Raw genomic sequence first — 23015 nt, forward strand, 5'->3', positions numbered from 1 at the left:
AGGTTCCGGCATCGGAGGACGGTGAGATCACCGGCCCCGTCCGCAGAAAGAGCAACCTGATATCCAGATTTCAATGATTGACGATAGACCAGAAGTGGGGGCCCAGCGTGAAGAACAACAGCGCTCGAAAGCTTCTTAAATTCGCTGTCTCCCAGTTCACGTACCCGCGTGATCCGAAAGACTTCCTCCAGGTGTTTCACAACCTGAGCAGTGCCCGGTACACGCGAGGAATCGTATCCCGCGTGGTCCGTGAAACCGCAGACACCTCCACGATCTTTTTCAAGGCCGGGGACGGGTGGATTCCCCACGTGGCAGGCCAGTGGGCTCGCATCGGGGTGTCACTGAATGGCAAGCGGGTATGGCGTCCGTTCTCCATCAGTGCCGCCGAGGGGCACGACCCCTCCATCACGGTTAAGGCCAATGGTGCGGTGTCCACGTTCTTAGTTCACGACGCTCAACCCGGAACCCTCCTGTACCTGGAGGAGCCCTCCGGCCAATTCGTGCTGGAAGAGACTCCCGCGAGCATCCTGTTCATCGTGGCGGGCTCTGGCATCACACCGGTGATGTCCATGCTCCGCACACTCATGCCGCGGCGCCCCGACCACGATGTGGTGCTGCTGTACTCCTCCCGATCACGAGAGGACTGCATTTTTCACGATGAAATCCTTGAACTGGCCGATCAGTTCCCCGGCCTGAAACCCATTTTCTGGTTCAGCCGTGAAGACGGCCGCATCGACTTCTCGGACCAAGGGGACCTTCCCCGGCTGTGCCCGGATTATCAGGACCGTGAGATCTACTCATCCGGCCCTGATTCCTTCGTCAGCCAAGTGCAGGACATGGCCATCCTGTTCGGCGGCGAATCTCGCGTGGAACGCTTCGACCTGACCAAGCGCACCAGCGCCAGCGGCAACGGGGAAGTGTACTTCTCCGCCACGGAGGAAACCCTGGAAGTGACCGGCGCGGATTCCATTCTGGAAGCGGCAGAGAACTCCGGCCGACAGTTGCCGCACGGCTGCCGCATCGGTATTTGCCGTAGCTGCTTGGTGCCCATGACGGACGGCCAGGTAGCCGATATCCGAACGGGCGAGGTCACCCACGATCCCGGACTGATGCAAACCTGCATCACCCGACCAGCCCCTTGGGTGGCATTGGATGTCTAGCGACCCCGCCGCATTCTCGCCCACCCCGCAGATTTAGCCGACAGGCACCCCGATCCCCTTAGAAGGAGCAGCACATGGCAGCAACATTGGAAGAGCAGACACCCACGTTTGAAATAGAGCGGTCTCGCCCCACGCCCAATCCTTTGAACCTCACCGAAGAGCAGCTCATTGAGCTCGAGGTCAAGTTCGACGCGATCCGGGACGAGATCACGGCCAAGCGAGGAGCATCGGACGCGCGCTACATCAACCGCGTGATCAAGCTCCAGCGCAGTCTGGAAATGGTGGGACGCGCTTCCATGTTGTTCTCCAAGCACAAGCCCCTGTGGTTCTTGGGGGTGGGCTGCCTTGCGGGCGGCAAGATCCTGGAGAACATGGAGATCGGACACAACGTTCTGCACGGTCAGTGGGACTGGATGAACGACATGGAAATCCACTCCACCACGTGGGAATGGGACTTCGTGGCACCGGCCTCCGGCTGGCAGCGAACCCATAACGAAACCCACCACACTTGGACCAATGTGGTCGGTAAAGACCGGGACGTCGGATACAACGTGCTGCGCATGGATCCGTCGCAGCCGTGGCGCCCCGCCAACCTGCTCAACCCGGTCATCAACGCCGGCCTGGCACCCATGTTCGAGTGGGGCATTGCCATTTATGACATCGAGTTCGACCAGTACTTGGAGGGCAACAAGCCCAAGGCGGCCATGCTCAAGGACCTCAAGCGGGTCCTGAAGAAGTTCGGTCGTCAGAGCGCCAAGGACTTTGTGCTCTCGCCGCTGCTGGCCTCCCTGACCGGTTCCGCCAAGTCCTCGATCAAGGGCTACGTGGCCGCCAACGTGATTCGCAACCTGTGGGCCCACGCGGTGATCTTCTGCGGTCACTTCCCGGACGGCGCCGAAACGTTCACGGAAGAGGACATCGAGAACGAGTCCCGCGGTCACTGGTACTTGCGCCAGGCCATGGGCTCGGCCAATATCGACGGCTCCCCGTTCATGCACTTCATGACCGGCAACCTGTCGTTCCAGATCGAGCACCACTTGTTCCCGGATCTGCCCTCCAACCGCATGGCTGAGATTGCGCCGCGGGTCAAGGCGATTTGCGAGGAGTACGGCATTCCGTACACCTCCGGTCCGTTGCCCAAGCAGGTTTTCGAGGCGTGGCGTAAGGTTTTCCGGCTCGCTCTCCCGTGAGCCGTGAGCCGTGAGCCGTGAGCCGTGGCCCAGCGCCCTCGGGCGAGGGCAGTGGGCCGTCCGGTAGAGTTTCGGGGGTGAAAGTAACCACCCTTGCTATCGTCGGGCCCGCCCAGCACGGGGTCAGGATGCACGCGAGTGCCCTGGCCGATCTCACTCCGCAGGCCGCGCGTGTAGAGGGTGAGATCGCTGAGGTCCTGCCGCAGCTGTTGGTCGAAGACGGTCCCGTCCATCTCCATTTCACGGATCGGATTTTCGGTCGTGACGCGGACGATGCCGCCCACGTCCTGGAGCGCATCGCCGCTCACCGTCGCGTGTCAGTCACGCTTCACGACATCCCCCAACCCTCCGACGGTCACGCGTTCACGGCCCGCAGTGCCGGTTACGCCCGCGTGGTCACGGCCGCTCACATGGTCATCGTGAGCAGTGAGTACGAACGCGATCTCCTGCTCCGGCACACGGGCGTTCCTGCGGATACCGCGGTGCACGTGGATCCGTTGCCCATCGACCGCGTGTCCGCCACCATTTCGACCAGAGACCCTCTCGGCTTCCGGTCCAGCAGGCCGAGCGTGGGTCTGCTCGGATTCATCTACCCGGGCAAGGGCCACGCGCACGTGCTGGCCGCGTTGGCATCAAACACTCACGCTGCCGACGTCGTTGCGCTGGGCCGGCCATCGGACGGTCACCAGGACCTCGTCTCCGAATTCGAGCGCACCGCGAGCGCGCAGGGTCGACACTTCCACGTCACCGGCTTCCTGTCCGAGGATGAGCTCACTGCAGCCGCGCGTTCGGTCACGGTGCCGGTGGTGGCACCCGAGCACGTCTCCGCCTCGGGCTCGGTCGGTCGCTGGATTGCCAGTGGCCGCCGACCGATAGTCACACGGCACCCGTTCTTCGAAGAACTCCGCGACCGCGCACCCTGGTCGTTGACCCTCACCGAGGACCTTCCCGCTGCCTTGGACGCCGCACTCGAGAACCCCGCTTCCACATGGATCGAAGACGGGGATTGGAATGAGTCAGATGTTCCGTCCACCGCTCTCGCGGCGCAGACCCAGTGGTCCAGACTGTTGGCTTCGAATCCTGACACGAAGGCCAGTGAACCGACGAACGACCGCCCCGCGATGTCCACGGATTCGCGGGGGTCCGCCGAGTCGCAGGTGACACCATGAACGCGCCGGCTGGCGCCGTCGACGGCGAGCGACAGGACGGCGCTCCACGTGTCAGCGTGATCGTGCCCTACTACGAGAACCAACTCGGCCTGGACCGGTTGCTGCGGGCGTTGGAACGACAGGGCCTTCCGGCGCGGGAGTTCGAGGTGATCGTCAGCGACGACGGCTCGACCGAGGCGCCAGCGATCGGAGCGACGTCGTACCGGGTGCGCCTGACCCGGCAGGAGAACTTAGGGTTCCGTGCGGCCGCGGCCCGCAACGGGGGCGCGGCTCTCGCGCGGGCACCCCACCTCGTGTTCCTCGACGGCGACATGATGCCCGAGCCAGGTTTTCTCACGGCGATGCTCGCGGGTATGGAACGGCACGAGGACGGTCACGGTGTACTGGCCGTGGGTGCGCGCAAACACGTGGACGTTTCCGAGTGCACGCCGGACCAGATCGACCAGTGGCTCACCTCCGGGCATGCCCATGGTGCTCGCCGCCTTGAGGATCCGTCCTGGCTATCGGACGGCTACGCGCGCAGCAACGATCTAGCGGCTGCGAACGTCGAAGATTTCCGGCTCATCATCAGCGCGCTCATGAGCGTGGACCGTGAGCTCTTCGAATTCGTGGGAGGGTTCGACGAAACGCTCACCGGGTACGGGGGAGAGGACTGGGATCTCGCGTACCGGTGTTGGCAGGCGGGCGCGCGATTCACCCACGTTCGGAGTGCTATTGCGTGGCACGACGGCCCCGACCTGGGCGGACGGGCCGATACCCGGGACATCAAGGACGCCGAAACCATGGCGCTGGCTCAGCGCATCCCGCTGTCGAGCACACGGGGACAGGGTGTCGTCTTCGAACAACCGGCCGCGGTGGTTCGGGTGCGCGGTCACGATAACGACGGCGAGGCGTTCCTGACCGCGTTAAAGCTACTCCGGGACACGGACGCCGGCATCTGGTTCGTGGACCGCGACTCGATTCCCACCGCCCTCGCTCAGGATCCCCGAATCAGAGTGGGCGAACCGGAACCGCGTTACCGGGCCAGATCCCGCTACCTGGTGGACGTGACGGCCCCACTTACTCTGCATGAACCGCTGGGCGCACTGTGTGAGCGCGGTGAACAAAGCGCTCCCGGGCTTCTGGAACTGCGGGAGACACGTAATGTGAACCGTGGGGAATCGGACGTGTCAGTCGTATGCGATGCGGCTCGTCCGGCAGACACGCAGCAACGCATTGAAGGACGGGTGGCACATGGCTGAGGAACTGGGTTTCGATCCGCATGACCCCGGTCGGCGAGCGCACTACGGAGAGTTCTACGGACTGGCCGATCTGCCGGATGCCCCGATTTTCATGGTGCACGGCAACTGCCAGGCGGAGTCCCTGCGTGTGCTGCTGCATGCTGCGGGCGAGGGGCGCTGGCACGGTGTGCGGGTTCCTCCGGTCCATGAGTTGCTGGCCGAGGACCTTCCGCACCTCACCCGGTTGCTGAACCGGTGCAGCTTTGTGGCGACCCAACCGGTGGCCTCCGGGTATCGCGGATTACCGCTGGGATCGGACGAGATCCTGGCGCTGACTCCAGCAGACTCGCGCGCGGTGAAGTACCCCGTGATGCGGTGGACCGCGCTCATGCCCACGCTGGCGATCGTGCGGGCGCAGGGCGTGACGGACCCGCCTATCGCGCCGTACCACGACCTCCGAGTGCTCGTGGCGGCCGCGCAGGGAAAAAGTTCCGTGCATCTGGAACCCGTCTCGGACGAGGCCGTGCGCGCCTCCCGCGATGAATCGCTGCACCAACTGCGCATCCGGCAGCAGGCCCACGGAACAGTGGATGCGGCGTCGTTGTTCGAGGCGGCCGGACCCGACGCGGCCCATGTGATCAACCACCCCAGCAATCAAGTACTCATGGGCGTGGCGCGGGAAATCCTCGAGCGACTCGGTGAACCGGGGGAGGTCCAGGATCCGGGTCGTGTGCTGCTCGGCGGCATTCGCGCGCCCATTTACGCGTCCACCCTGCATGCGTTGGGGTACAGCGACGATGACCTCGAGGCTGGTCCGCGTGATCACTGGGTCATTGGTGGTGAGAAGGTTTCGGAGGACGACGTCGCCGCGGAGCACCTTGGTTGGTACGCGCATTTCCCGCAGGTGGTTGCCGCGGGGATGAAGCGGCACGAGCGGCTCATCGGCGCCATGAAATTGCTGGACTAGCGAGGTGGGTCTTTCGAAATGACGAGTGAGAACGGCTCCGAAACTCATGCACTGCGGGAGCAGGCAGCGGATTCTATTCGTGATCTGTTGCGGCAACGCAACGGGAAAACGATCTGCCCTTCCGAGACCGCACGCACGATCGGTGGCGATGACTGGCGGGACCTGATGCCCCTGGTGCGTGACGTTGCCAAGGCGCTAGTGGGCCAGGGTGAAGTGATCGTGCAGCAAAAGGGCGAAGAAGTGGACATCACTGCAGCTCGCGGCCCCATTCGACTGGCGCCGGGTCCGCGATTGAACGGGCAGGTTACAGGCGACTGACCACAATGTGACATAAAGCCCACGGATAGTGCGGCTAATCACTTTCCGGGCATACGGTGAATGAAGAATTTTTGAATTCTGATGTTCAACGCGCCGGTCGAGAAGTGGTGAGGTCATGTCATTCGTTGCAGCTGCCCAAGAAATATAGCCCGAGCTCGTGGAGTTGCGCAGAAGACTTCACGCACATCCCGAACTCGGCAATGATCTGCCGTGGACACAGCAGCAGGTACTCCAGGCGCTGGAGGGACTGGGTCTCGAGATCACTGTGGGCACGTCGGTCACGTCCGTTGTAGCGGTGCTGCGCGGTGGCCAGCCAGGGCCCACTGTGTTGCTGCGCGGTGACATGGACGGGCTGCCCGTCGCCGAACAAACCGGTCTGGAATACGCCTCCGAGAACGGCAACATGCACGCGTGCGGTCACGACCTCCACACGGCTGGCCTCGTGGGAGCGGCCAAGCTGCTGAGCGCTCGCAGGGACGAGCTTCAGGGCAACGTAATTTTCATGTTCCAGCCCGGTGAAGAAGGCCCCGGTGGGGCCAAACCGATGCTCGACGAGGGGCTGCTAGAGGCCGCCGGCGAGAAACCCGTGGCTGCCTACGCGATTCATGTGGCTCCCGGCGTTCCCGGTGTCTTCAACTATTGGACCACCACCGCGATGGCCGGAGCCAACAAACTGTCCGTGACGTTCCACGGCAAGGGCGGCCACGGATCACAACCGCACACGGCCCAGGACCCAGTGCCCGCGCTGTTGGAGTTCGGTACCGCGCTGCAGGTCATGGTGACCCGCCGCTTCAACGTGTTCGATCCCGTGGTGCTGTCGATCAGCCAACTGTCTGCTGGGAATGCAGTGAACGTGATCCCAGACAGCGCCAGACTGGGCGCGAGCGTCCGCACGTTGTCACGCGAGACCACCGAGGCGTTCCCGGTTGCGGTCAAGCAACTGGCCGACGGTATCGCCGCAGCTCACGGGGTGCGGGCCCACGTCGACTGGGAAGTCCTGTACCCGGTCACGATCAACGATCAGGACGAGGCGGCCTTCACCGCGGAAACACTGAGCGCAACCTTTGGTGAATCCCGGGTGGTCGAATATGCGAATCCGCTCATGGGTTCCGAGGACTTCTCCTTCGTCCTGGAGAACGTCCCCGGTTGCTTCGTTTTCTTGCAGTGCAGCCCGCCGGACGTTGATCCGGAGACCGCGGATTGGAATCACTCACCCAACGTGCTCTTCGACGACGCCGTCCTGGGGGACCAGGCCGCGGCCCTGGCCCAGTTAGCCTTCGACCGGCTGGCCTCCCACTAGGCGTTTCACGCACCGCCACTTCTCATCGGTACCTCACGGAAGGACCCACCATGTTTCCACTTCTGGCGGCCGCCATCATCCTGGCGTTCATAGCACTCGGTGAACTCGCGTCCATCTGGTCGAGAGCGCGCATCCCCTCCCTGCTCGTCGCGATGCTCGGCGTCTTCATTTTCGCGAAGCTCGGGATCATCCCGGAGGACTTGGTGGCAACCTCCACCATGGTGGTCGTGGGCGCGCTCATCCAGCCGCCCCTCATGGTGCACACGGGTCTCTGATTCCGCTGGCGACCATGAAGGCGCAGTGGAAAGCCGTGGTCATCGCGCTGGGCGGCATGCTCGTGGGAGTCGGTCTGGTGCTGGCCATTGTCACGCCGCTGTTCGGATTCGAGTACGCGGTGGGTGGTGCAGGCCCGTTGGCGGGTGGCATCATCTCCACCTCGCTCACCACCCAGGGCCTCACCGAGGCCGGTATCGCCGCCGCCGTGGTCGTGGTGCCCTCCCTGGTACTGATGCTCCAGTCATTGCCTTCGATGCCTCTGACCAACTACTTGTTGCGTTCCTACGCGTTCAAACTTCGCGACCGGGGTGACTTGAAGCAGTTGGGATCCTCCGCACCCTCCGATTCGACCGCATCCCTGTCATCCCGGACCGGGTTCTGGAGCGCAGCAACAGCTTTGGAATCGCCATGGCAGCCATCATTTGCATCGTGATTGCTCCCCTCATGACCGCGTCCATGGACGACGTGATCGCGTCGCTGCTGCCCGTTCTGGCGATCCTGGGATTCGGCATGCTGGGCATCCTGATCGGTGGTGCCATAGTCACCAAGCTGTTGGGCTGGCATCCCAAATTGGGCATGTCGGTGGCTCTGACCGCCATGTACGGATTCCCCGCCGATTATCTGATCGTGCAAGAAGTGGTGCGTTCGACCGCCCGCGGTGAAAAAGAAGCGGCCGCGCTGCGCAACCACCTCTTGCCACCCATGCTCATTGGTGGCTTCACGTCCGTGAGCGCCGGCTCAATCATCGTCGCAAGCGTGCTGGTGGGGATGCTGTAACCGATTGACCGAGCGAGAAACCCCGAGCGAATGATTCGCTCGGGGTTTCTCGCCTTTCCACAAGCTCACGCGCTGCCGTTGTGCGCCGGACTTTGTGCAATCACCTGCCGCGTCAGTGTTGGGGACCCACCTTCTTGTTGGGCACCAACGTGTGTCCTGCCGCGCGGGACGTTTTGGTGACCAGCCGCTCGAGGGGGCCGGAGCCGGCTGCGTGTTGCCACGCCGTGGCCACCAGCGCTGCCACCGCGATCTGCACGATCAACCAGAACACCGGGGTTTCGCTGATCGGCACGAATGCCAGGAACACCAAGTGAGCGCTGTAAAGGGTCAGCGTCATGGAGCCCATGGCCCCCAGGGGAGCCAGGAAGCGTCCGATCCACCGGCAGATCAACAGGAAAGCACCCAGCGCGACCATGGCCAGCCCCGCGCTCACCGCAATGGCGAACGGGGTGTTGGTGTGCGGGCCCGAGATCAGCAACCAGCTCAAGGTGGTGGTCGGAAGCTCGGGGTCAGGGCCGTAATTCTGGATGACCATGACATCTCTGCTCGTCAGCCACGGGGTGGACGCCACCAACGCTTCACGCACGTCGAAGCGCAACAGCATCAGCATGGACAGGCCCTTGGCCACGGCCGCGATGACCGCCCCAAAGATCACCAGAAGAATCTGGATTCGATCGCGGGTCAGCGGCATTCTGCCCAGCGCCAGACCCAGGCAAATGAAAGCCATCCACGGCAGCGCGGGATACGTGCCCGTCAGGAAAAGCTCAGCAAAAACTGTTCCGGGTTCAGAGACCAGGTTCACGAGATCGGCGTTGGCGTGCACGTGTGCCGGTAGGACATCCAGGGAGGCCTGCATGACCACGGGGGCCAACAGCATGAAGAGAGCCGAGCTGGTCAGTAGCCACCGCACCGACATCATGGTGAAGGGGACGGCCAGGAGGAACATCACCCCGTAGTAGGTGAGGATGTTGAATGCCGGGAAGTCCAAGAAGTTGAGCAATAACCCGATGGCGAACAGCAACAGTGCGCGCACCGCGATGCCCACTCGAGCGCGCTTACCCTCCAGGCCCTTGCGCGGGTTCCGTCCCCCGGTGAGGAACGCCAGACTGACACCGGCAAGCACTGCGAACAGCGCGGCGGAGTGTCCGCCGAACAGTACCCAGGCCAGCGACGGGTCGTCAGTGGTGCCCTGGGAAGCTGGAAGCGTGTGGACCGCGATCATGCCGATCAGCGCAAAGCCGCGAGCGGCGTCGACGCCCATGATGCGACGCTTGGTGCGCCGCCCGTCAGCACTGGCCACGTTGCGTGTTGCGGCTGCCTGCCGCGGTGTGGGTGCCGTGGCGCGGGGAGGTGCGGTAACGATCGGGGCGTTTTCGCTCCAATGCTCGTCCTCGGTGCTGGACCCGCGACCGTTGTCGGAGCCTCCGGTCCACACCTCACGCGGAGGACGCTGACCGGGGCGGGGACGTTCGCCCGGCATCAGGTCGCCCTCGGCTATTTCATCCACTAATTGTTCTTTCATCGGGTGGCCTCCTCGGGCGTTGCAGTCGAGACCGTCTGCGATGTGGTGGTGGGTGTCACGGACACGATGGGCTGATTGTGCTCGGCAACCGGCGGTCCTGGAATGACCTGGTTGCTGATGGCCTGGTCACCGGGTTCGAGGTGGCGGATAGGGTTACCGCCCCAGTTGCCGTTGGCCGGCACGGTTTCCTGACGCATGACCAGGGAGCCGGGGCCCACCGTGGAGCGCTCTTCGATCGTGGCGCCGGGCAGCACAAAGCTGTTGGGGCCCAACGTGGAACCGCGACGCATGGTCACCGGCTCCAACCGCATGATGCGGTCGTGGAACAGGTGGGTCTGCAGCACGGTGCCGCGGTTGACGGACACGCCTTCTTCCAAGGTGATCAGGTCGAACTCGGGCAGCCACCAGGTCTCGCACCACACACCGCGTTCCACGCGGGCGCCCATCAGACGGGACCAGGCGTTGAACAACGGGGAACCCACGCTGAGTCGAATCAGGGATGGTACGGCCAGGGACTCGGAGAACACGTCCGCCAACTCATTGCGCCACACGAACGAGCTGAACAGCGGGCGCTCGCCGGTGCGGAAGCGGCCCATGAGAGCCCACTTGACGATCACGGGGACCAAACACGCCAAAGTACTGGCGGCAAGCAGGACCACACCGGACCACAGAGCGGCGTAAAGCAGCCCCTGCATCCCCATTCCGTAACTCATGTAGATGCTGGTCAAGGCGTACACGATCATCAGATCGATCCATGCGGAGACCATGGCCGGAACCATGCGGAACGCTTCCACGAATCCGCGTGCTGCCTGGAGACGGCGGGGCGGGCGGAAGGTAGCTGACTCATCGGCCTCGGTGTGGGCACGTGCAATGGGTTGGGCCCGGCGGCCGAGCCACGACGAACCGATCGGAGCTTTGTGGGGCGCGGAGCTGAGCACGGCCACCAGGGCGTCCTCGGGGAGGTCGCGGTCCGGACCCACGATCGCGGAGTTACCCACGAATGTGCGTTCACCGATCACAGAAGTTCCCAGGTGGACCCAGCCGAAACCGGACCGGTGGGAGGCCACGAGTGAATGGTCCGCGAGGAACGCGCCGTCCTTCAGCGAGGTCAAGTGCGGGATGGTCTCCGCGGTGGAGATCTCCACCGATCGACCCACACGCGCACCCAGCAAACGCAAGAACAGCGGGGTGACGCACGAGGCGTAGATCGGGTAGGTGGAGATCAGCGTGCGCTGCATCAGGGTCTCGGTGAACCAGGTGGCCCAGCCGACCGAACCGTTCTGCGGGAAGTACCCCGGGTTGATGAGCCCGGCCACCAACCGCACGCATCCCACCACGAGCAGCAGCCAGACGGCCGCGGTCATAATGACGAATAGCGGCACCCACAGGGCGAGGATCGGGATCACGAGTTCGTAGAACTCAATGCCAATGACCTGCGGGAGAATCAGGAGCGCGCCGGGAATGATGGCCAGGATCGGCAATAGCCCAATGATGGCCGCGCCGCCGGTATAGGCGAGATGGGACTGGAATTTGGTCCAGGTGGGCAGCCCGGCCACGGTGTCCGGGGCGACGTCGGGCCAGGTCTGGGCGGCGGCGCCGCGGTGATACATGGGGGAACCACCCCACAGTTCGCCATCGGGAACGGTGCCGGTCACGTGTGAACCGGGCAGAACTTCTGCCCGGGCGCCCACGCGGGCTCCGGGATCGACGAGTGTGCGCGTGCCGACGCGCGAGTGCGCGCCGACGTCGATCGCGCCCACGTGGAACGTGTCCCCGTCGAGCCAGTAACCGGCGAGGTCCGCTTCGAACTCAACGGTCGCACCTTCACCGATCGAGACCAAACCGGTCACGGGCGGCATGTGATGCAGGTGCGCGTCGCGGCCCACCTTGTTGCCGAAAAGACGATGGAGAGTGCGGGCCATGGGAGTGCCCAGCAGGACCTCATACTTGTTGAACACGACCAGGCGCTCGGCAGCCCACACCCGCAGGTGATTCCACTTGCCGCGTGGATAGTGACCGGGTTTGAGCCCGGCGGTCAACAGTCGTACGAAGGCGGATCCCACGAGCACACGGCCGGGAAGTGAGAACATCACGAGCCAGCCGATAATCAGCGGCAGCAGCGGGGGAGTGGGCACCCAACCGGCACCCACGATCACCGCGAGGATCCACACGACGATGAGTGAACCCACCACGTAGCGCAGACCATTGGCCACGCACAGCGCAGCCAGGAATGCACCCTGAACCCAGCCGGTCCAGGCGGGCAACGGCGCGGGATCGCGTTTGGAGTCCTGGGAGGCCTCGAGTGTTTCCAGATAGTCGGCCATGCCTCGAAGGGTGGGATCTGCGTAGATCCGAGCGATCTCCGTATCCGGGTGACTCTGACGCAGCGCGGAGACCAAGCGAGCGACACCCACGGAGCTGCCGCCCATTGCGAAGAAGTCACTATCTGCCGTGAACGGAAGCGGGCCGAGTTGATCCGCCCACAGCTCCGCGAGCCATTCGAGATCGCGGTCCAGTGAGGGTTTTTGATCGACACCGTCCGTGGGCATCGGCCAGGGCAGGGCCTTGCGGTCCACCTTGCCCGAGGTCTTCAACGGCAGCTCGTCCATGAGGCACAGCGCGGGGACCATCTGGCCCGGTAGGCGCTCGGACAGCCATGCTCGCACGGCCACCAGATCAACGGCACCTTCGAATTCTGGTACCAGGTAGCCGGCGATGATGTTGTCACCACCCGGTGTGGGGTGCACTGCGCACGCACCAGCTCGAACGCCGGGTACGGCGGTCATATAGTCGTCGATTTCCCCCAGTTCCATGCGGCGACCGGAGATCTTCACCTGGTCATCCACGCGTCCGGCGAAGACGAGGCCCTCCTGGTCGGCCTTGACCATGTCGCCGGTGCGGTAGGCGCGTTCCCAGCCCAGGGAGGACAGGGGGGCGTACTTCTCTGCGTCCTTGGCGGGGTCCAGGTATCGTCCCAGGCCCACGCCGCCGATAATCAGTTCACCGGTCTCGCCCCAGGCCACGGGCTGACCTTCGGTATCGACCACGGCCAGTTGCCAACCGGGAACGGGCAGCCCGATCCGAATGGGCGCGTCACCGGTCAGGATGGAACCCGAACCGATCACGGTGGCCTCGGTGGGGCCGTAGGTGTTCCAGACTTCGCGACCGGGGCGGACCAAACGTTGCGTGAGTTCCAGCGGGCATGCTTCACCGCCGAAGATCAACAAGCGCACGGTGTCCAGGGCTTCGCTGGGCCACAGCGATGCCAGCGTGGGCACGGTGGAGACAGCGGTGATGCGGTGGTCGATGATCCACCGGCCAAGATCGGGGCCGGACCGAACGACGTCGCGCGGGGCCGGTACCAGCGTGGCGCCGTAACGCCATGCCAGCCACATCTCTTCGCAGGACGCGTCGAAGGCGACCGACAGGCCTGCCATGACGCGGTCTCCGGGCCCCATGGGACGCTTCTGCAGGTACATTTTTGCTTCCGCGTCGACGAGCGCCGCGGCGGAACGATGGGTGATCGCCACACCCTTGGGCTTTCCGGTGGAGCCCGAGGTGAAGATGATCCACGCATCGTCCTGGGTGCGCGGCGGCTCGGTGTCCCCGGTGGTCTCGATGCTCTCCACACGGGTCAGTTCCAGGTCTCGGCCGAAGATCGCGGCCACGCCGGCTTCTTCCCACACCGTGTTGGCACGCTCGTCCGGGTCGTCCCAATCGACCGGCACATAGGCGGCACCCGCGAACAGTGTGGCAAGGATGGCAACGTACAGGTCAGAGCCACCGGAGGGCACGCGAATGCCCACGCGGTCACCGCGTCCCACGCCGATGTCCCACAGCCGCTGAACGTGCGTTTCAATGCGCGCTTCCAGCTCGCCGTAGGGAACGCGTTCGTGCTCGTCCTCGAGAGCAATGGCATCCGGATACTGGGCAACCGTGTCCAGTACGATGTCCACCAGCGTGCGTGGTTTCGGCGGTGTCTCGACGGGATAAACAGCCCGGTCAGACGCTACTTCAGTAATATTTTCTAATTTTTGTGATGAATCTTTTTTATGAAGACGGTCCAACGAAAAGCTCCCCCATGTGTGAACCATGTGAGGCAGGGGAGTGCAAAACTACACACTGGAAAAGGTGGTAGTCCGGTGTCATGAAATTGCTCGATCAGGTCCCCCGACCGTACGAGCAGCGCGTCATGCTGTCGCGCACTATGGATCTCCAGCATCCCCCTGCTGGTTCATTTGTGTTCTAAGCGTAACTGCCCTAATCGGGCGTTTGCAATCGGAATATCTAACGATTTGATTAAGTTCCGGGTGACACTTGGGCCGTATTCCTGTCTCGACACGTCAATCCGGAAATTACTCATGAGTAGCTAGGTTAGCTAGCGTTGTGAACCTGCTCACTGTGTAGTGGGCCCTGCTCGGACTGTGGCCCAACCGGCTGCGGTGTCCGGCAGATGTTAACTGCGAGGGGGCAGCGTTGGCCCCCACGTCGCGTGGAATTCACCCGGGAGATGCCCTCGATTCCTAGACTGCAGCAGATTGCCGGCGCGTGGACGAGTGAGGGTTTGCTGTATGGGCGCTATGAGTCACCGATCATCCGGGGATGCCGCCCTGTTCCTTGACCAGGCGCGAGCGGAGGGTGATATTGAGGTCGGAGAACCCGACGAGGGCGCCAGCGGCGTCGATGATCGCGAGCAAGCGGGCGGCGTGGAAGCGCGTGGTATGTCGACGACGGAAGTGCTCCGTACAGACAGTGAAGACCCCTCTGAACTGCAGCCACCCGACGAGACACCGCCGCCGGTCAACGCACCCGTGAACTCGGTACACGTACCGCGGTTCCTGGCCATCACGGTGGGCATTGCGGGCCTGCTGATCCTGTTGGCGGGACTGCAGGGTGCGCAAGACATCGTGGCGCCGATCTTTCTGGGCCTGAATCTCCTGATCGTGGTGTACCCGCTGCAGCGATGGCTTTCGGCCAGGATGCCGCGCATTGCTGCGGCCGCGATAGCTCTCCTAGTGGTGCTCGGTGTGCTCGTGTTGTTCACGGCAATGGGCGCGTGGTCAGTGGCGGAGTTGGTGAATGAGCTACCTCATTACCAGGACGAATTTGCACGGTTGATCGACGAGTCCGTTGGTGCCTTGGCAACCCTCGGAATTTCCACTGACATGGTGGAATCCAGTCTTCAGGGTGTGACGGCCGGAAACATCATGAGCCTGGTGACACCGATCCTCAGCAACGTCTCCGCGATCATGGGTTTGCTGGCCACTCTTGTCATGGGCGTGTTTTTCCTCAGCATGGACTCCGCGACCACGGGTCGGAGACTGACCAGGTTGGCCGAGGATCGCCCACACATTGCCGGGGCCATGGTTGATTTCGCTCAGGGGGTGCGCCGGTACTGGGTGGTGACCACGGTGTTCGGCCTGATCGTGGCCCTCTTGGACGTCCTGGCTCTGCAGATCATCGGGGTGCAGCTGATCTGGGTCTGGGGCATCCTGGCCTTCATCACCAATTACATTCCGAACATCGGCTTGGTGCTGGGCATGATTCCGCCGGCCATCCTGGCGCTTCTCGACGACGGTTGGGTCGCCATGCTGGCCGTGGTGGCCGCTTACAGCGTGCTGAACTTCACCGTGCAGTCGGTGATCCAACCCAAGTTCACGGGCGAGTCCGTGGGCGTCACGCCCACCATGTCGTTCCTGTCGCTGATGTTCTGGTACATGATTCTCGGCTGGCTCGGTGCGCTCGTGGCGCTGCCGGCCACGTTGTTCCTGAAAGCCCTCCTGGTTGACGCAGACCCGAACGCGCGATGGATCAACGCGCTGATCTCATCCCGGAAGAAGGACTACCTGCCGCAGAAACCCGATCCTTCGGGGTCGACCCCCACGGACGATGCCGAGCCTGCCGCCGGCGGCGAGCATGTCAGACAGCGGGCCTGAGGAGTTCTGCCACCGCTTTGACACTGGCGGCCACCGCGTCCGTCAGCTGATCGATCGTCAAAATCGTTGACGACGACGACGCCGCGTCCGGGTCCGTTTCACGGCCCACCGTGGCGGATCCTTGCGATCGGACGGCCGGAACGTGGATGAACGTTCCGGGCAGGTTGGTTTCGTGCAGCAATGCCCGATATACCGCATTGCACAGGAAAGCCCCGGCATCGTCAGAAACCTCGGCGGGTACGCTCACGGATCTGATCGCTGCCACCAGTGATGCGGGGTCGATGCGGGACTCGAGGAATTCGGGGCCCTCGTCCAGGGGCGCGGCAGGCCGCGGGGCACCGTCGTTATCGGGAATGCGACCGTGACCAATGTTCCTGGCGCGTCGCTCGGGTGTTACTGCGGCGCGGCCGCCGGCCTCACCAAGGGCGAGAACGGCGTTGGGGCGGTGCGTTTCGATAGCCCGCAGAAGGGCGGGGGCCGAACCGGACCAGGTGACCGGGAGGATGCTGGTGACGACCTCGAGCCCCGGGTCCCACTCGAAGCCACGCAGCCTCTCTACCACCGCGCCGCTGGCGTTCTCGGTGTCTTGGCCGAAGGGCTCGAACCCGGTCACGAGGATTTTCATGGGTCCACGGTAACGGCAGGCGCGTGGGCCTCGAGTGATGACGACACACCAGCGAGCCTGCACCAATGTGTTAGGCACCTCACAGGTGTTTAGACTATGGGGGATTGCGTAAGCCGCTCGATCCTGCGGCCCGGCACATCTTCCCCATCAAACACACGACAGCCGGGACAGCGCCGTTCGTGCGAATCAGGTCCCTGCAGAAGGGCTTGCTGAGATGAACTCCATAGTTCTGACACTGATCGGCTTAGCCATCATCCTTGCCGGGTACCTTTTGTACTCCAAGTTCATTGGCGGGAAGCTCTACCGCCTCAACGACGCCAATGTCACTCCCGCCCATGAGTTCCAGGACGGAGTGGACTTTGTCCCAACCAATAAGTACGTGTTGTGGGGTCACCACTTCACCTCCGTGGCCGGTGCGGCACCCATTGTCGGTCCGGCCGTGGCCGTGATCTGGGGCTGGGCTCCGGCCTTCCTCTGGGTCACGCTCGGCACCGTGTTTTTCGCGGGTATGCATGACCTGGGTGCCCTGTGGGCCTCCATCCGGAACAAGGGGCAGTCGATCGGCACGCTGTCCGGTCGCTACATCGGTAACCGTGGTCGCAACCTGTTCCTGGTCGTGATCTTCCTGCTCCTGCTGATGGTCAACGCGGCCTTCGCCACGGTGATCTCCAATCTGCTGGTAAGCCAGCCGACCTCCGTGATCCCGGTGTGGGGCGCCATTGTGGTGGCGCTGCTCATCGGTCAGGCGATCTACAAGTTCAAGTGGAACCTGGTGGTCGTTTCGATCGTGGGAGTCGTAGCGCTGTACGCACTGATCCTGGTGGGCGATCGTTTCCCCATCTCGCTGCCGGACACCATCATGGGCATGTCCGCCGGGGCGTTCTGGGTCCTGATTCTCTTCGTGTACGCGGGCATTGCGTCCCTGCTGCCGGTGTGGATGCTGCTGCAGCCGCGTGACTACATCAACGGTCTGCAGCTGTTCATCGGTCTGGGACTGCTCTACGGAGCGATCTTGCTGTCCAACCCCACCATCGTGGCGCCGGCCTACAACAACAACCTTCCGCCGGACACCCCGAGCATCGTTCCCCTGCTGTTCGTGACCATTGCCTGTGGTGCGATCTCCGGCTTCCACGGCATGGTCGCCTCGGGCACTTCCTCCAAGCAATTGGACAAGGAAACCGACGCTCGATTTGTCGGCTACTTCGGTGCTGTGGGCGAAGGCTTGCTGGCACTCGGTACGATCATCGCCGTGACCGCCGGCTTCGAATCGCTCGCGAGCTGGGAGGAGACCTACTCCGCGTTCAACCAGGGCGGCGTCGTCGCCTTCGTGCAAGCCGGTGGTTCGATTCTAAACAGCGGAATCGGCCTGCCCGAGTCCCTCTCGGCAACCGTGCTCGCAACCATGGCCGTGCTGTTCGCCGCAACCACCATGGACACCGGCGTGCGTCTGCAGCGATACGTGGTCGAGGAAATCGGCGGCCTCATGAAGTTCAAGGTCAACACCGTGGTTGCCACGATCATCGTGTTGGTGTGCGGCATGGGCTTGGCGTTCGGCGCTGACATCACCGGTTCCGGTGCGGGCGGCATGGTGATCTGGCCGCTGTTCGGTACCACCAACCAGCTGATGGCCGCGCTCACCCTGGCCATCATCACCGTGATGCTTGTGCGCCTGCGCCGCACGATCCTCCCGGTGGTGATCCCGCTGGTCTTCGTGCTGGTCATGACTGTCTACGCACTCATTGTGCAGCTGGGCCAGTTCTACGCGGCCGGCAACTGGCTGCTCGTGGTGCTGGACATCATCATCCTGGTGGCCTCCATCTGGGTGATCTTCGAATCCGCGATGGCAATCGGCAAGGCCCGCAAGGAAGGACCGGACCTCACGGACGATCCCCAGTTGGCCGAGGAGCACAGCGGTGCCCAGCGCCGATAACTCGCACGACGCCGCCCGCTCCGGTTCCGGTCCTCCCTCGAGTGGGGAGGAACGGCCGGGGCGGTCCCGGTTGGCTGAGCTGGGGCGCCGGTTTTCGGCGGGGTTGCAGGATTTTTACGCAGCCCCCTACCGGCGCTCCTTCCAACGCGCCAAGCGCGATCAGGACGACTTGTTCATGATGCTCGTGTTGTCCGAAGCGCTCGGACTTCCCAATCCCGCGAGCTACTACACTTTGGAGCTGCTCCCCGTGGTTTACGAAAACTTCCATGAATGGCACACACGCATGGGCATGGAACGCTCACCATTGAACGAGATCTCATGCTGCTGAACCTCGCACAGTCACGCCGCGCCTTGTTCTTCGGTGGCAAAGGTGGAGTGGGTAAGACTTCCGTAGCCTCGACGACGGCGCTCGCGGCCGCCCGCGCCGGCCGCCGTGTTCTGATCGTGTCCACCGACCCCGCGCACAATCTGGGGCACCTGTGGCAGCAGTCCATTGGCGCGGACATCGTGGAGCTGCGGGAGAACCTGTACGGGACGGAGATCGACCCCGAGGCCACGGTGGAGGAACACCTGGCAGCAGTGGGGGAGACCCTCTACTCGGTGATGCCGGAGAACCTGCGCGGTGAGGTGAAGCGGCATCTGGAGTTGTCCCGGCAGGCCCCGGGGACGCACGAGGCCGCGATCCTGGAACGGATCGCGGACCTTCTGGTTCTTGGACTGCGCGATTTCGACTTGGTGGTGTTCGATACGGCGCCGTCGGGGCACACGGCGCGGTTGATGGCACTGCCGGAGATCATGAATTCCTGGGTCGAGGGGCTGCTGCGGAACCGGCAGAAGTCGGAGAAGTTCGCCGCCGCCGTTCGGGGTCTCGAGCACGACACCAACCGGGATCACCTGGTGGAGACTCGTGGCCAGGATCCGTTGATCGAGCGGGATCTCCGGATCCGGCGGATCCTTCTGCGGCGTCAGTCTCGTTTCGAGACGCTGCGGGACACACTGCGGGATGCATCGTTGGTGTCGTTCGTGATCGTAACCAACGCCGAACGGATGCCGGTGCTGGAATCGGCGCAGCTCTACGATCAGTTGAAAACCGCCGGAGTGAACGTGGGTGGGCTGGTGGTCAACAGGCGCTCGCCGGCGGATGCGGGGGAGTTCCTCGCGGGGCGCCGGGAGCTGGAGGCCTCGGCTCTGGAGTTGATGACATCCGAGCTGAAAGCACTACCCAGCACGGAGTTGCCGTTGTTGCCCGGAGAGCTCATGGGTGAACAGGCAATCGGGAAGTTTGCGGACCTGTTGGCCTGATGGCATTGAGCCGCTGGACCGCACGCGGTTGGTGGTTCAGACCCAGGAACCGGTGTCCGCCACACGCAGGTGATCGACCGCGGCCAATTGCGGCTGGTCCTGGGCAGCGCGTTGCGCGGTGAACCTGGATGCCGTGAAGAACTCGCGGAGCCGCGCACGCAGGGTGCCGAGCGGCTTCGTACCGCTGAGCGGCGGCACCTGGTGGGTTGCGGGGCGAATGGCGGATGAGGTCATGACAGGCCTTCCATGGGGTTCTTTCTTGAGTCCAGCTTGGCCGCTGCGAGGGTGTGATCCAAGGTTTCCGCAACCGTTCGTCATATAAGGGTCCGCGGACCCGGGGTGCGTGTGCCGGGCGAGGTTAGCTTCCGGGCGATTCATCCCCGGAGGACTGGTCGGTTTCCGGGGTGAAGCTCAGGATCCGGTCATCCTCCGGTGCGGGGTTGCCGCGCCCGTCCGTGTTGTTGGTCATCACCCACAGGGAACCGTCCGGGGCATCGGTGACATCTCGGAGGCGCCCGTACTCATCGATTAAATGCGCCACGGAGTAGGATGTGTTCTCTAGAGGAATCTCGTGGAGCCGTGCGCCGCGCAGATTGGCCATGAAGAGAGAGTTGCCCAGGATGGCTATCCCGCTGGGGCTTGCCTCTGACGGTTCCCACTGTTGGACGGGGTTGATGTACTCATCGTTGTCGCCCATGCCTTCGACCTCCGGCCAGCCGTAGTTGCCGCCGGATTCGATCACGTTGAGCTCGTCCCACGTGTTCTGACCGAACTCGCTGGCGTACATCGTGCCGCCCTGCGCCCAAGCCAGCCCCTGCGGGTTGCGGTGCCCGTAGCTGTAGACCGGGGAATCGGGGAACGGATTGTCCTCCGGTATCTCACCCTCCGGGGTCAGGCGCAGGATCTTTCCGGACAGTGATTCTCGGTCCTGAGCGTCCTCGCGATTACCGGCGTCTCCTGCCGTTGCGTAAAGCATGTTGTCCGGGCCGCGGGCAAGGCGCCCGCCGTTGTGGGTACTACCCGCAGGGATGCCGTCCAGGATTATTTCGGCGTTGCCCAGCGTGAGACTGCCCGGGTCGCCGGAGATACTGAATCGCTCGATGCGGTTCTCGTTCTCGGCCGTGAAATACGCATAGAGGTAGTTCTCGTGGACGGCCAGGCCCAGCAGGCCGCCTTCGCCGCGCGGTGCGGCGTCCTCAACCACCGTGACCTCACGAGCTTGGCCGGCGTCGTCGAGTTCGAGGATCCGGGCCGAATCGCGCTCGCTGACCAGGGGAGTGCCGTTGTAGAAGGCGATAGACCAGGGTGCGTCCAGATTCTCGGCCACGGTCTCCGGTTCGCCCATTGACGACGCCGCTACGGGCGTCTCGCTGGGGGCGGGCTCGGGCGGCTGGTCGCCGTTATCACCGCAGGAGGTCAGAAGGAGCAAACCGCTCAAGAGAATGGCGGTGGATGTGGTGCGCGATGTGGGAACCATGCTGCGGTCCTTCCGGGGCCCAGGCGTGTTCCGAGTGTAGTGCTGGCAGGCGGCGTTGAGAGGTAAATCGGACAGCTCGAACGCTTCCGGGATCAGTAACTGTCGCTGAGCCGCATCCACGAATAGGTCGGGTCCTGCGGGGTGCCGGCCGGTGAGTTTTCCCAGTCTTCCTGGCGTCCGTAAGGGGTGAGGTCCAGCAGATCGAAGACCTGCATGAACGTCTCTTCCCCACGTCCCTGCGTGGACCAGGTGTGGAAGACGCGGTCACCCTTGCGGAGGAAGACGCTGACCGCTTGTCGTTCTTCGCCGTCCACTGTGGCTCCGAAATCAGTGTTGAACTCGTCTCCGACGGTTGAGTACCAGGGGAGGTCCCATCCCATCCGCTGGCGGAAGTCCAGCAGTCGATCCAACGGTGCTCGTGAAGCGAGGACGAATGAGGTTCGACGCGCGTGAAGGTGAGACAGGGGGCCGATGTGCTCGGCCATCATCGAACAGCCATCGCACCCTTCCTGCCAATCCGGGCCGAACATGAAGTGTTGGACGATCAGCTGTGGGCGTTCGTCGAAAAGGTCGAGCAGAGTGACGGTGCCTTCTGGCCCTTCGAACGCATAATCAGCTCTCACCTCGACCATGGGCATTCGGCGACGAGCCGCGCTGATCGAGTCCTTCATGCGGGTGAGAGCTTTTTCTTGCTGCAGCAGGACCGCTCGGGCGTCGTTCCACGTATGGCGGTCGACGATCGGAGGCCAGTTGTCGTTGGTAGTCATTGGTCGGACTCTTCACTCAGGTTGAGCTAACTGCGCAGGATCTTCTCCATTGCCTTGCCCTTAGCGAGCTCATCGATGAGCTTGTCCAAGTAACGGATTTCCTGCATGAGGGGTTCTTCGATGTCTTCGACGCGTACACCGCACACTACTCCCTTGATGAGAGCGCGGTTAGTGTTCATGGCCGGGGCATCGGCGAAGAAGGTCTGGAAATCGACGTCGTTGTCGAGCTGGGTTTGGAGCTGCTCGGGGGAGTAGCCGGTGAGCCAACGGATGATCTGGTCGACCTCCGCTTTAGTGCGGTTCTTGCGCTCCGCCTTGGTGACGTAGTGCGGGTATACGCTGGCGAAGCTGGTGGTGTAGATGCGGTGCTGGGCCATGGGGTCCTCTGAGATTTGAGCGGCGGGATCGCTCCGAGTTTAGATGGACATCAGCACCGGGAATGCTGACGGATCACCTCGGTGGAACAGGGCTTCGTAAGCTTCGAGCACTTTATCGGACATGAGTTCGAGCATGCCGAGCGTCGCACGAGCGAACTGGACTGGAGGCTGCGGTCCGGTTGTTACGAGTCCATCTGCTGCAACGGCTCGTTGATCAAGATAGTGATCGCACCCCTGTGGCCGGTGGCTTTGGCCCGCCGCAGTTGACGAGGTCTCTCGTCAGAATCGGCGGATTCCGGCGTGGGCGTCGCTGGAGACCCCCCGGGGATTTACCCGCGTTGATCTCTGCTTGTTCGACCCATCGTCGCAGGGTCTCTACCGCAATGTTCAACCTCGCGGGCGGTTGTCGTGATCACCACATACCGACTAGGAACATCATCGTGCTCAAGCCGATCAAGGACCATCCGTTCTACACGGGCAGGGGACGCCTCTCAATGCTTCTGAGGCATTTGTCCAATCCTCTCAATGATGGGCCGGAACAAAACCCAGGACGGTTCAACCAACCCATCGGACGCCCCCCAAGACCACCATCCGGACAGCAAAAAACCCGGACCCCCAAATAAGGGTCCGGGTTGTCAAGCCCCGAGTTTTGTAGAGGGATTTCTATCTGGAAATTGATGTCAATGCTCGAGCAGGCTGCTC

At 63.2% G+C, this 23015-nt stretch carries 21 protein-coding genes; 14 read left to right on the forward strand and 7 right to left on the reverse strand.

What is annotated here, in order from left to right:
- The first annotated feature begins 242 nt into the window (after window positions 1-242).
- The 10 genes from ABD283_RS02885 to ABD283_RS02930 all read left to right on the forward strand — a co-directional run bounded on the left by ABD283_RS02885 (window position 243) and on the right by ABD283_RS02930 (window position 8377).
- Window positions 243-1160 carry a flavin reductase family protein gene (locus ABD283_RS02885; RefSeq protein ID WP_344223541.1) on the forward strand — a complete coding sequence of 306 codons (918 nt, stop codon included), beginning with the start codon at window positions 243-245 and terminating at the stop codon, window positions 1158-1160.
- A gap of 74 nt (window positions 1161-1234) precedes the next feature.
- A complete protein-coding gene (locus tag ABD283_RS02890; protein WP_344223542.1) occupies window positions 1235-2350 on the forward strand; it encodes a fatty acid desaturase family protein in 1116 nt (371 codons plus the stop codon).
- 77 nt (window positions 2351-2427) lie between these two features.
- Window positions 2428-3519: a glycosyltransferase family protein gene (locus ABD283_RS02895; RefSeq protein ID WP_344223543.1), complete on the forward strand. Its 1092-nt coding sequence runs from the start codon at window positions 2428-2430 to the stop codon at window positions 3517-3519.
- Window positions 3516-4760: a glycosyltransferase family 2 protein gene (locus ABD283_RS02900; RefSeq protein ID WP_344223544.1), complete on the forward strand. Its 1245-nt coding sequence runs from the start codon at window positions 3516-3518 to the stop codon at window positions 4758-4760. The genes ABD283_RS02895 and ABD283_RS02900 overlap by 4 nt, the downstream gene beginning before the upstream one ends.
- Window positions 4753-5706 carry a WcbI family polysaccharide biosynthesis putative acetyltransferase gene (locus tag ABD283_RS02905; protein ID WP_344223545.1) on the forward strand — a complete coding sequence of 318 codons (954 nt, stop codon included), beginning with the start codon at window positions 4753-4755 and terminating at the stop codon, window positions 5704-5706. Before ABD283_RS02900 ends, ABD283_RS02905 begins: the two co-directional genes overlap by 8 nt.
- Window positions 5707-5724: 18 nt before the next feature.
- The gene (locus tag ABD283_RS02910; protein WP_344223546.1) at window positions 5725-6024 is read left to right on the forward strand and encodes a DUF3253 domain-containing protein; all 300 of its coding nucleotides are present in this window, start codon (window positions 5725-5727) and stop codon (window positions 6022-6024) included.
- A gap of 157 nt (window positions 6025-6181) precedes the next feature.
- Entirely contained in the window at window positions 6182-7324 is a 1143-nt protein-coding gene (locus tag ABD283_RS02915; protein ID WP_344223547.1) for a M20 metallopeptidase family protein, read from the forward strand.
- A 50-nt stretch (window positions 7325-7374) separates the two neighbouring features.
- Window positions 7375-7599 (forward strand): hypothetical protein, encoded by a 225-nt coding sequence (locus tag ABD283_RS02920; RefSeq protein ID WP_344223548.1) that lies wholly within the window; start codon window positions 7375-7377, stop codon window positions 7597-7599.
- 14 nt (window positions 7600-7613) lie between these two features.
- Window positions 7614-8033, forward strand: a complete 420-nt coding sequence (locus tag ABD283_RS02925) for a hypothetical protein (RefSeq protein ID WP_344223549.1) — start codon at window positions 7614-7616, stop codon at window positions 8031-8033.
- Window positions 8009-8377: a hypothetical protein gene (locus tag ABD283_RS02930; protein ID WP_344223550.1), complete on the forward strand. Its 369-nt coding sequence runs from the start codon at window positions 8009-8011 to the stop codon at window positions 8375-8377. The genes ABD283_RS02925 and ABD283_RS02930 overlap by 25 nt, the downstream gene beginning before the upstream one ends.
- A 112-nt stretch (window positions 8378-8489) precedes the next feature.
- Here ABD283_RS02930 and ABD283_RS02935 read toward each other — a convergent pair whose 3' ends face one another.
- Both ABD283_RS02935 and ABD283_RS02940 read right to left on the reverse strand, forming a co-directional pair.
- A complete protein-coding gene (locus ABD283_RS02935) occupies window positions 8490-9899 on the reverse strand; it encodes a heparan-alpha-glucosaminide N-acetyltransferase domain-containing protein (protein ID WP_344223551.1) in 1410 nt (469 codons plus the stop codon).
- Complete coding sequence (locus ABD283_RS02940) at window positions 9896-13855, reverse strand: Pls/PosA family non-ribosomal peptide synthetase (RefSeq protein WP_344223552.1); 3960 nt, start codon at window positions 13853-13855, stop codon at window positions 9896-9898. The genes ABD283_RS02935 and ABD283_RS02940 overlap by 4 nt, the downstream gene beginning before the upstream one ends.
- Window positions 13856-14479: 624 nt before the next feature.
- On the opposite strand from ABD283_RS02940, the gene ABD283_RS02945 reads away from it, so the two are divergent.
- Window positions 14480-15835 carry an AI-2E family transporter gene (locus tag ABD283_RS02945; protein ID WP_344223554.1) on the forward strand — a complete coding sequence of 452 codons (1356 nt, stop codon included), beginning with the start codon at window positions 14480-14482 and terminating at the stop codon, window positions 15833-15835.
- On the opposite strand, the gene ABD283_RS02950 is transcribed toward ABD283_RS02945, so the two are convergent.
- Window positions 15819-16460 carry a pyroglutamyl-peptidase I gene (locus ABD283_RS02950; RefSeq protein WP_344223555.1) on the reverse strand — a complete coding sequence of 214 codons (642 nt, stop codon included), beginning with the start codon at window positions 16458-16460 and terminating at the stop codon, window positions 15819-15821. The genes ABD283_RS02945 and ABD283_RS02950 overlap by 17 nt on opposite strands.
- A gap of 214 nt (window positions 16461-16674) precedes the next feature.
- Between ABD283_RS02950 and ABD283_RS02955 the strand changes: the two genes are divergently transcribed.
- From ABD283_RS02955 to ABD283_RS02965, 3 genes are read left to right on the forward strand one after another with little or no spacing between them, the layout of a single operon-like run.
- Window positions 16675-18390: a carbon starvation CstA family protein gene (locus ABD283_RS02955; protein ID WP_129702355.1), complete on the forward strand. Its 1716-nt coding sequence runs from the start codon at window positions 16675-16677 to the stop codon at window positions 18388-18390.
- Window positions 18374-18718, forward strand: coding sequence for a cory-CC-star protein (locus ABD283_RS02960; protein WP_344223556.1), 345 nt, complete (start codon window positions 18374-18376; stop codon window positions 18716-18718). The genes ABD283_RS02955 and ABD283_RS02960 overlap by 17 nt, the downstream gene beginning before the upstream one ends.
- A complete protein-coding gene (locus ABD283_RS02965) occupies window positions 18709-19692 on the forward strand; it encodes an ArsA family ATPase (RefSeq protein ID WP_344223565.1) in 984 nt (327 codons plus the stop codon). The genes ABD283_RS02960 and ABD283_RS02965 overlap by 10 nt, the downstream gene beginning before the upstream one ends.
- Before the next feature lie 36 nt (window positions 19693-19728).
- Here the strand turns inward: ABD283_RS02965 and ABD283_RS02970 are convergent, their stop codons facing one another.
- From ABD283_RS02970 to ABD283_RS02985, 4 genes are all read right to left on the reverse strand, one after another.
- Complete coding sequence (locus ABD283_RS02970) at window positions 19729-19926, reverse strand: hypothetical protein (RefSeq protein WP_129702357.1); 198 nt, start codon at window positions 19924-19926, stop codon at window positions 19729-19731.
- Between the two features lie 124 nt (window positions 19927-20050).
- Window positions 20051-21169, reverse strand: coding sequence for a PQQ-dependent sugar dehydrogenase (locus ABD283_RS02975; protein ID WP_344223557.1), 1119 nt, complete (start codon window positions 21167-21169; stop codon window positions 20051-20053).
- A 92-nt stretch (window positions 21170-21261) separates the two neighbouring features.
- A complete protein-coding gene (locus tag ABD283_RS02980) occupies window positions 21262-21936 on the reverse strand; it encodes a DUF899 domain-containing protein (RefSeq protein ID WP_344223558.1) in 675 nt (224 codons plus the stop codon).
- 26 nt (window positions 21937-21962) lie between these two features.
- A complete protein-coding gene (locus ABD283_RS02985) occupies window positions 21963-22313 on the reverse strand; it encodes a DUF2200 domain-containing protein (RefSeq protein ID WP_344223559.1) in 351 nt (116 codons plus the stop codon).
- Between the last annotated feature and the right edge of the window lie 702 nt (window positions 22314-23015).

This window comes from Kocuria atrinae (genome assembly GCF_039531425.1).
In the GTDB taxonomy this organism is placed as follows: domain Bacteria; phylum Actinomycetota; class Actinomycetes; order Actinomycetales; family Micrococcaceae; genus Kocuria; species Kocuria atrinae.

Coding starts and splice junctions, on each gene's coding strand:
- ABD283_RS02890 (WP_344223542.1), top strand. CDS start 1,235: ATGGCAGCAACATTGGAAGAGCAGACACCCACGTTTGAAATAGAGCGG.
- ABD283_RS02900 (WP_344223544.1), top strand. CDS start 3,516: ATGAACGCGCCGGCTGGCGCCGTCGACGGCGAGCGACAGGACGGCGCT.
- ABD283_RS02905 (WP_344223545.1), top strand. CDS start 4,753: ATGGCTGAGGAACTGGGTTTCGATCCGCATGACCCCGGTCGGCGAGCG.
- ABD283_RS02910 (WP_344223546.1), top strand. CDS start 5,725: ATGACGAGTGAGAACGGCTCCGAAACTCATGCACTGCGGGAGCAGGCA.
- ABD283_RS02920 (WP_344223548.1), top strand. CDS start 7,375: ATGTTTCCACTTCTGGCGGCCGCCATCATCCTGGCGTTCATAGCACTC.
- ABD283_RS02925 (WP_344223549.1), top strand. CDS start 7,614: ATGAAGGCGCAGTGGAAAGCCGTGGTCATCGCGCTGGGCGGCATGCTC.
- ABD283_RS02930 (WP_344223550.1), top strand. CDS start 8,009: ATGGCAGCCATCATTTGCATCGTGATTGCTCCCCTCATGACCGCGTCC.
- ABD283_RS02935 (WP_344223551.1), bottom strand. CDS start 9,899: ATGAAAGAACAATTAGTGGATGAAATAGCCGAGGGCGACCTGATGCCG.
- ABD283_RS02945 (WP_344223554.1), top strand. CDS start 14,480: ATGAGTCACCGATCATCCGGGGATGCCGCCCTGTTCCTTGACCAGGCG.
- ABD283_RS02950 (WP_344223555.1), bottom strand. CDS start 16,460: ATGAAAATCCTCGTGACCGGGTTCGAGCCCTTCGGCCAAGACACCGAG.
- ABD283_RS02955 (WP_129702355.1), top strand. CDS start 16,675: ATGAACTCCATAGTTCTGACACTGATCGGCTTAGCCATCATCCTTGCC.
- ABD283_RS02965 (WP_344223565.1), top strand. CDS start 18,709: ATGCTGCTGAACCTCGCACAGTCACGCCGCGCCTTGTTCTTCGGTGGC.
- ABD283_RS02970 (WP_129702357.1), bottom strand. CDS start 19,926: ATGACCTCATCCGCCATTCGCCCCGCAACCCACCAGGTGCCGCCGCTC.
- ABD283_RS02975 (WP_344223557.1), bottom strand. CDS start 21,169: ATGGTTCCCACATCGCGCACCACATCCACCGCCATTCTCTTGAGCGGT.
- ABD283_RS02980 (WP_344223558.1), bottom strand. CDS start 21,936: ATGACTACCAACGACAACTGGCCTCCGATCGTCGACCGCCATACGTGG.
- ABD283_RS02985 (WP_344223559.1), bottom strand. CDS start 22,313: ATGGCCCAGCACCGCATCTACACCACCAGCTTCGCCAGCGTATACCCG.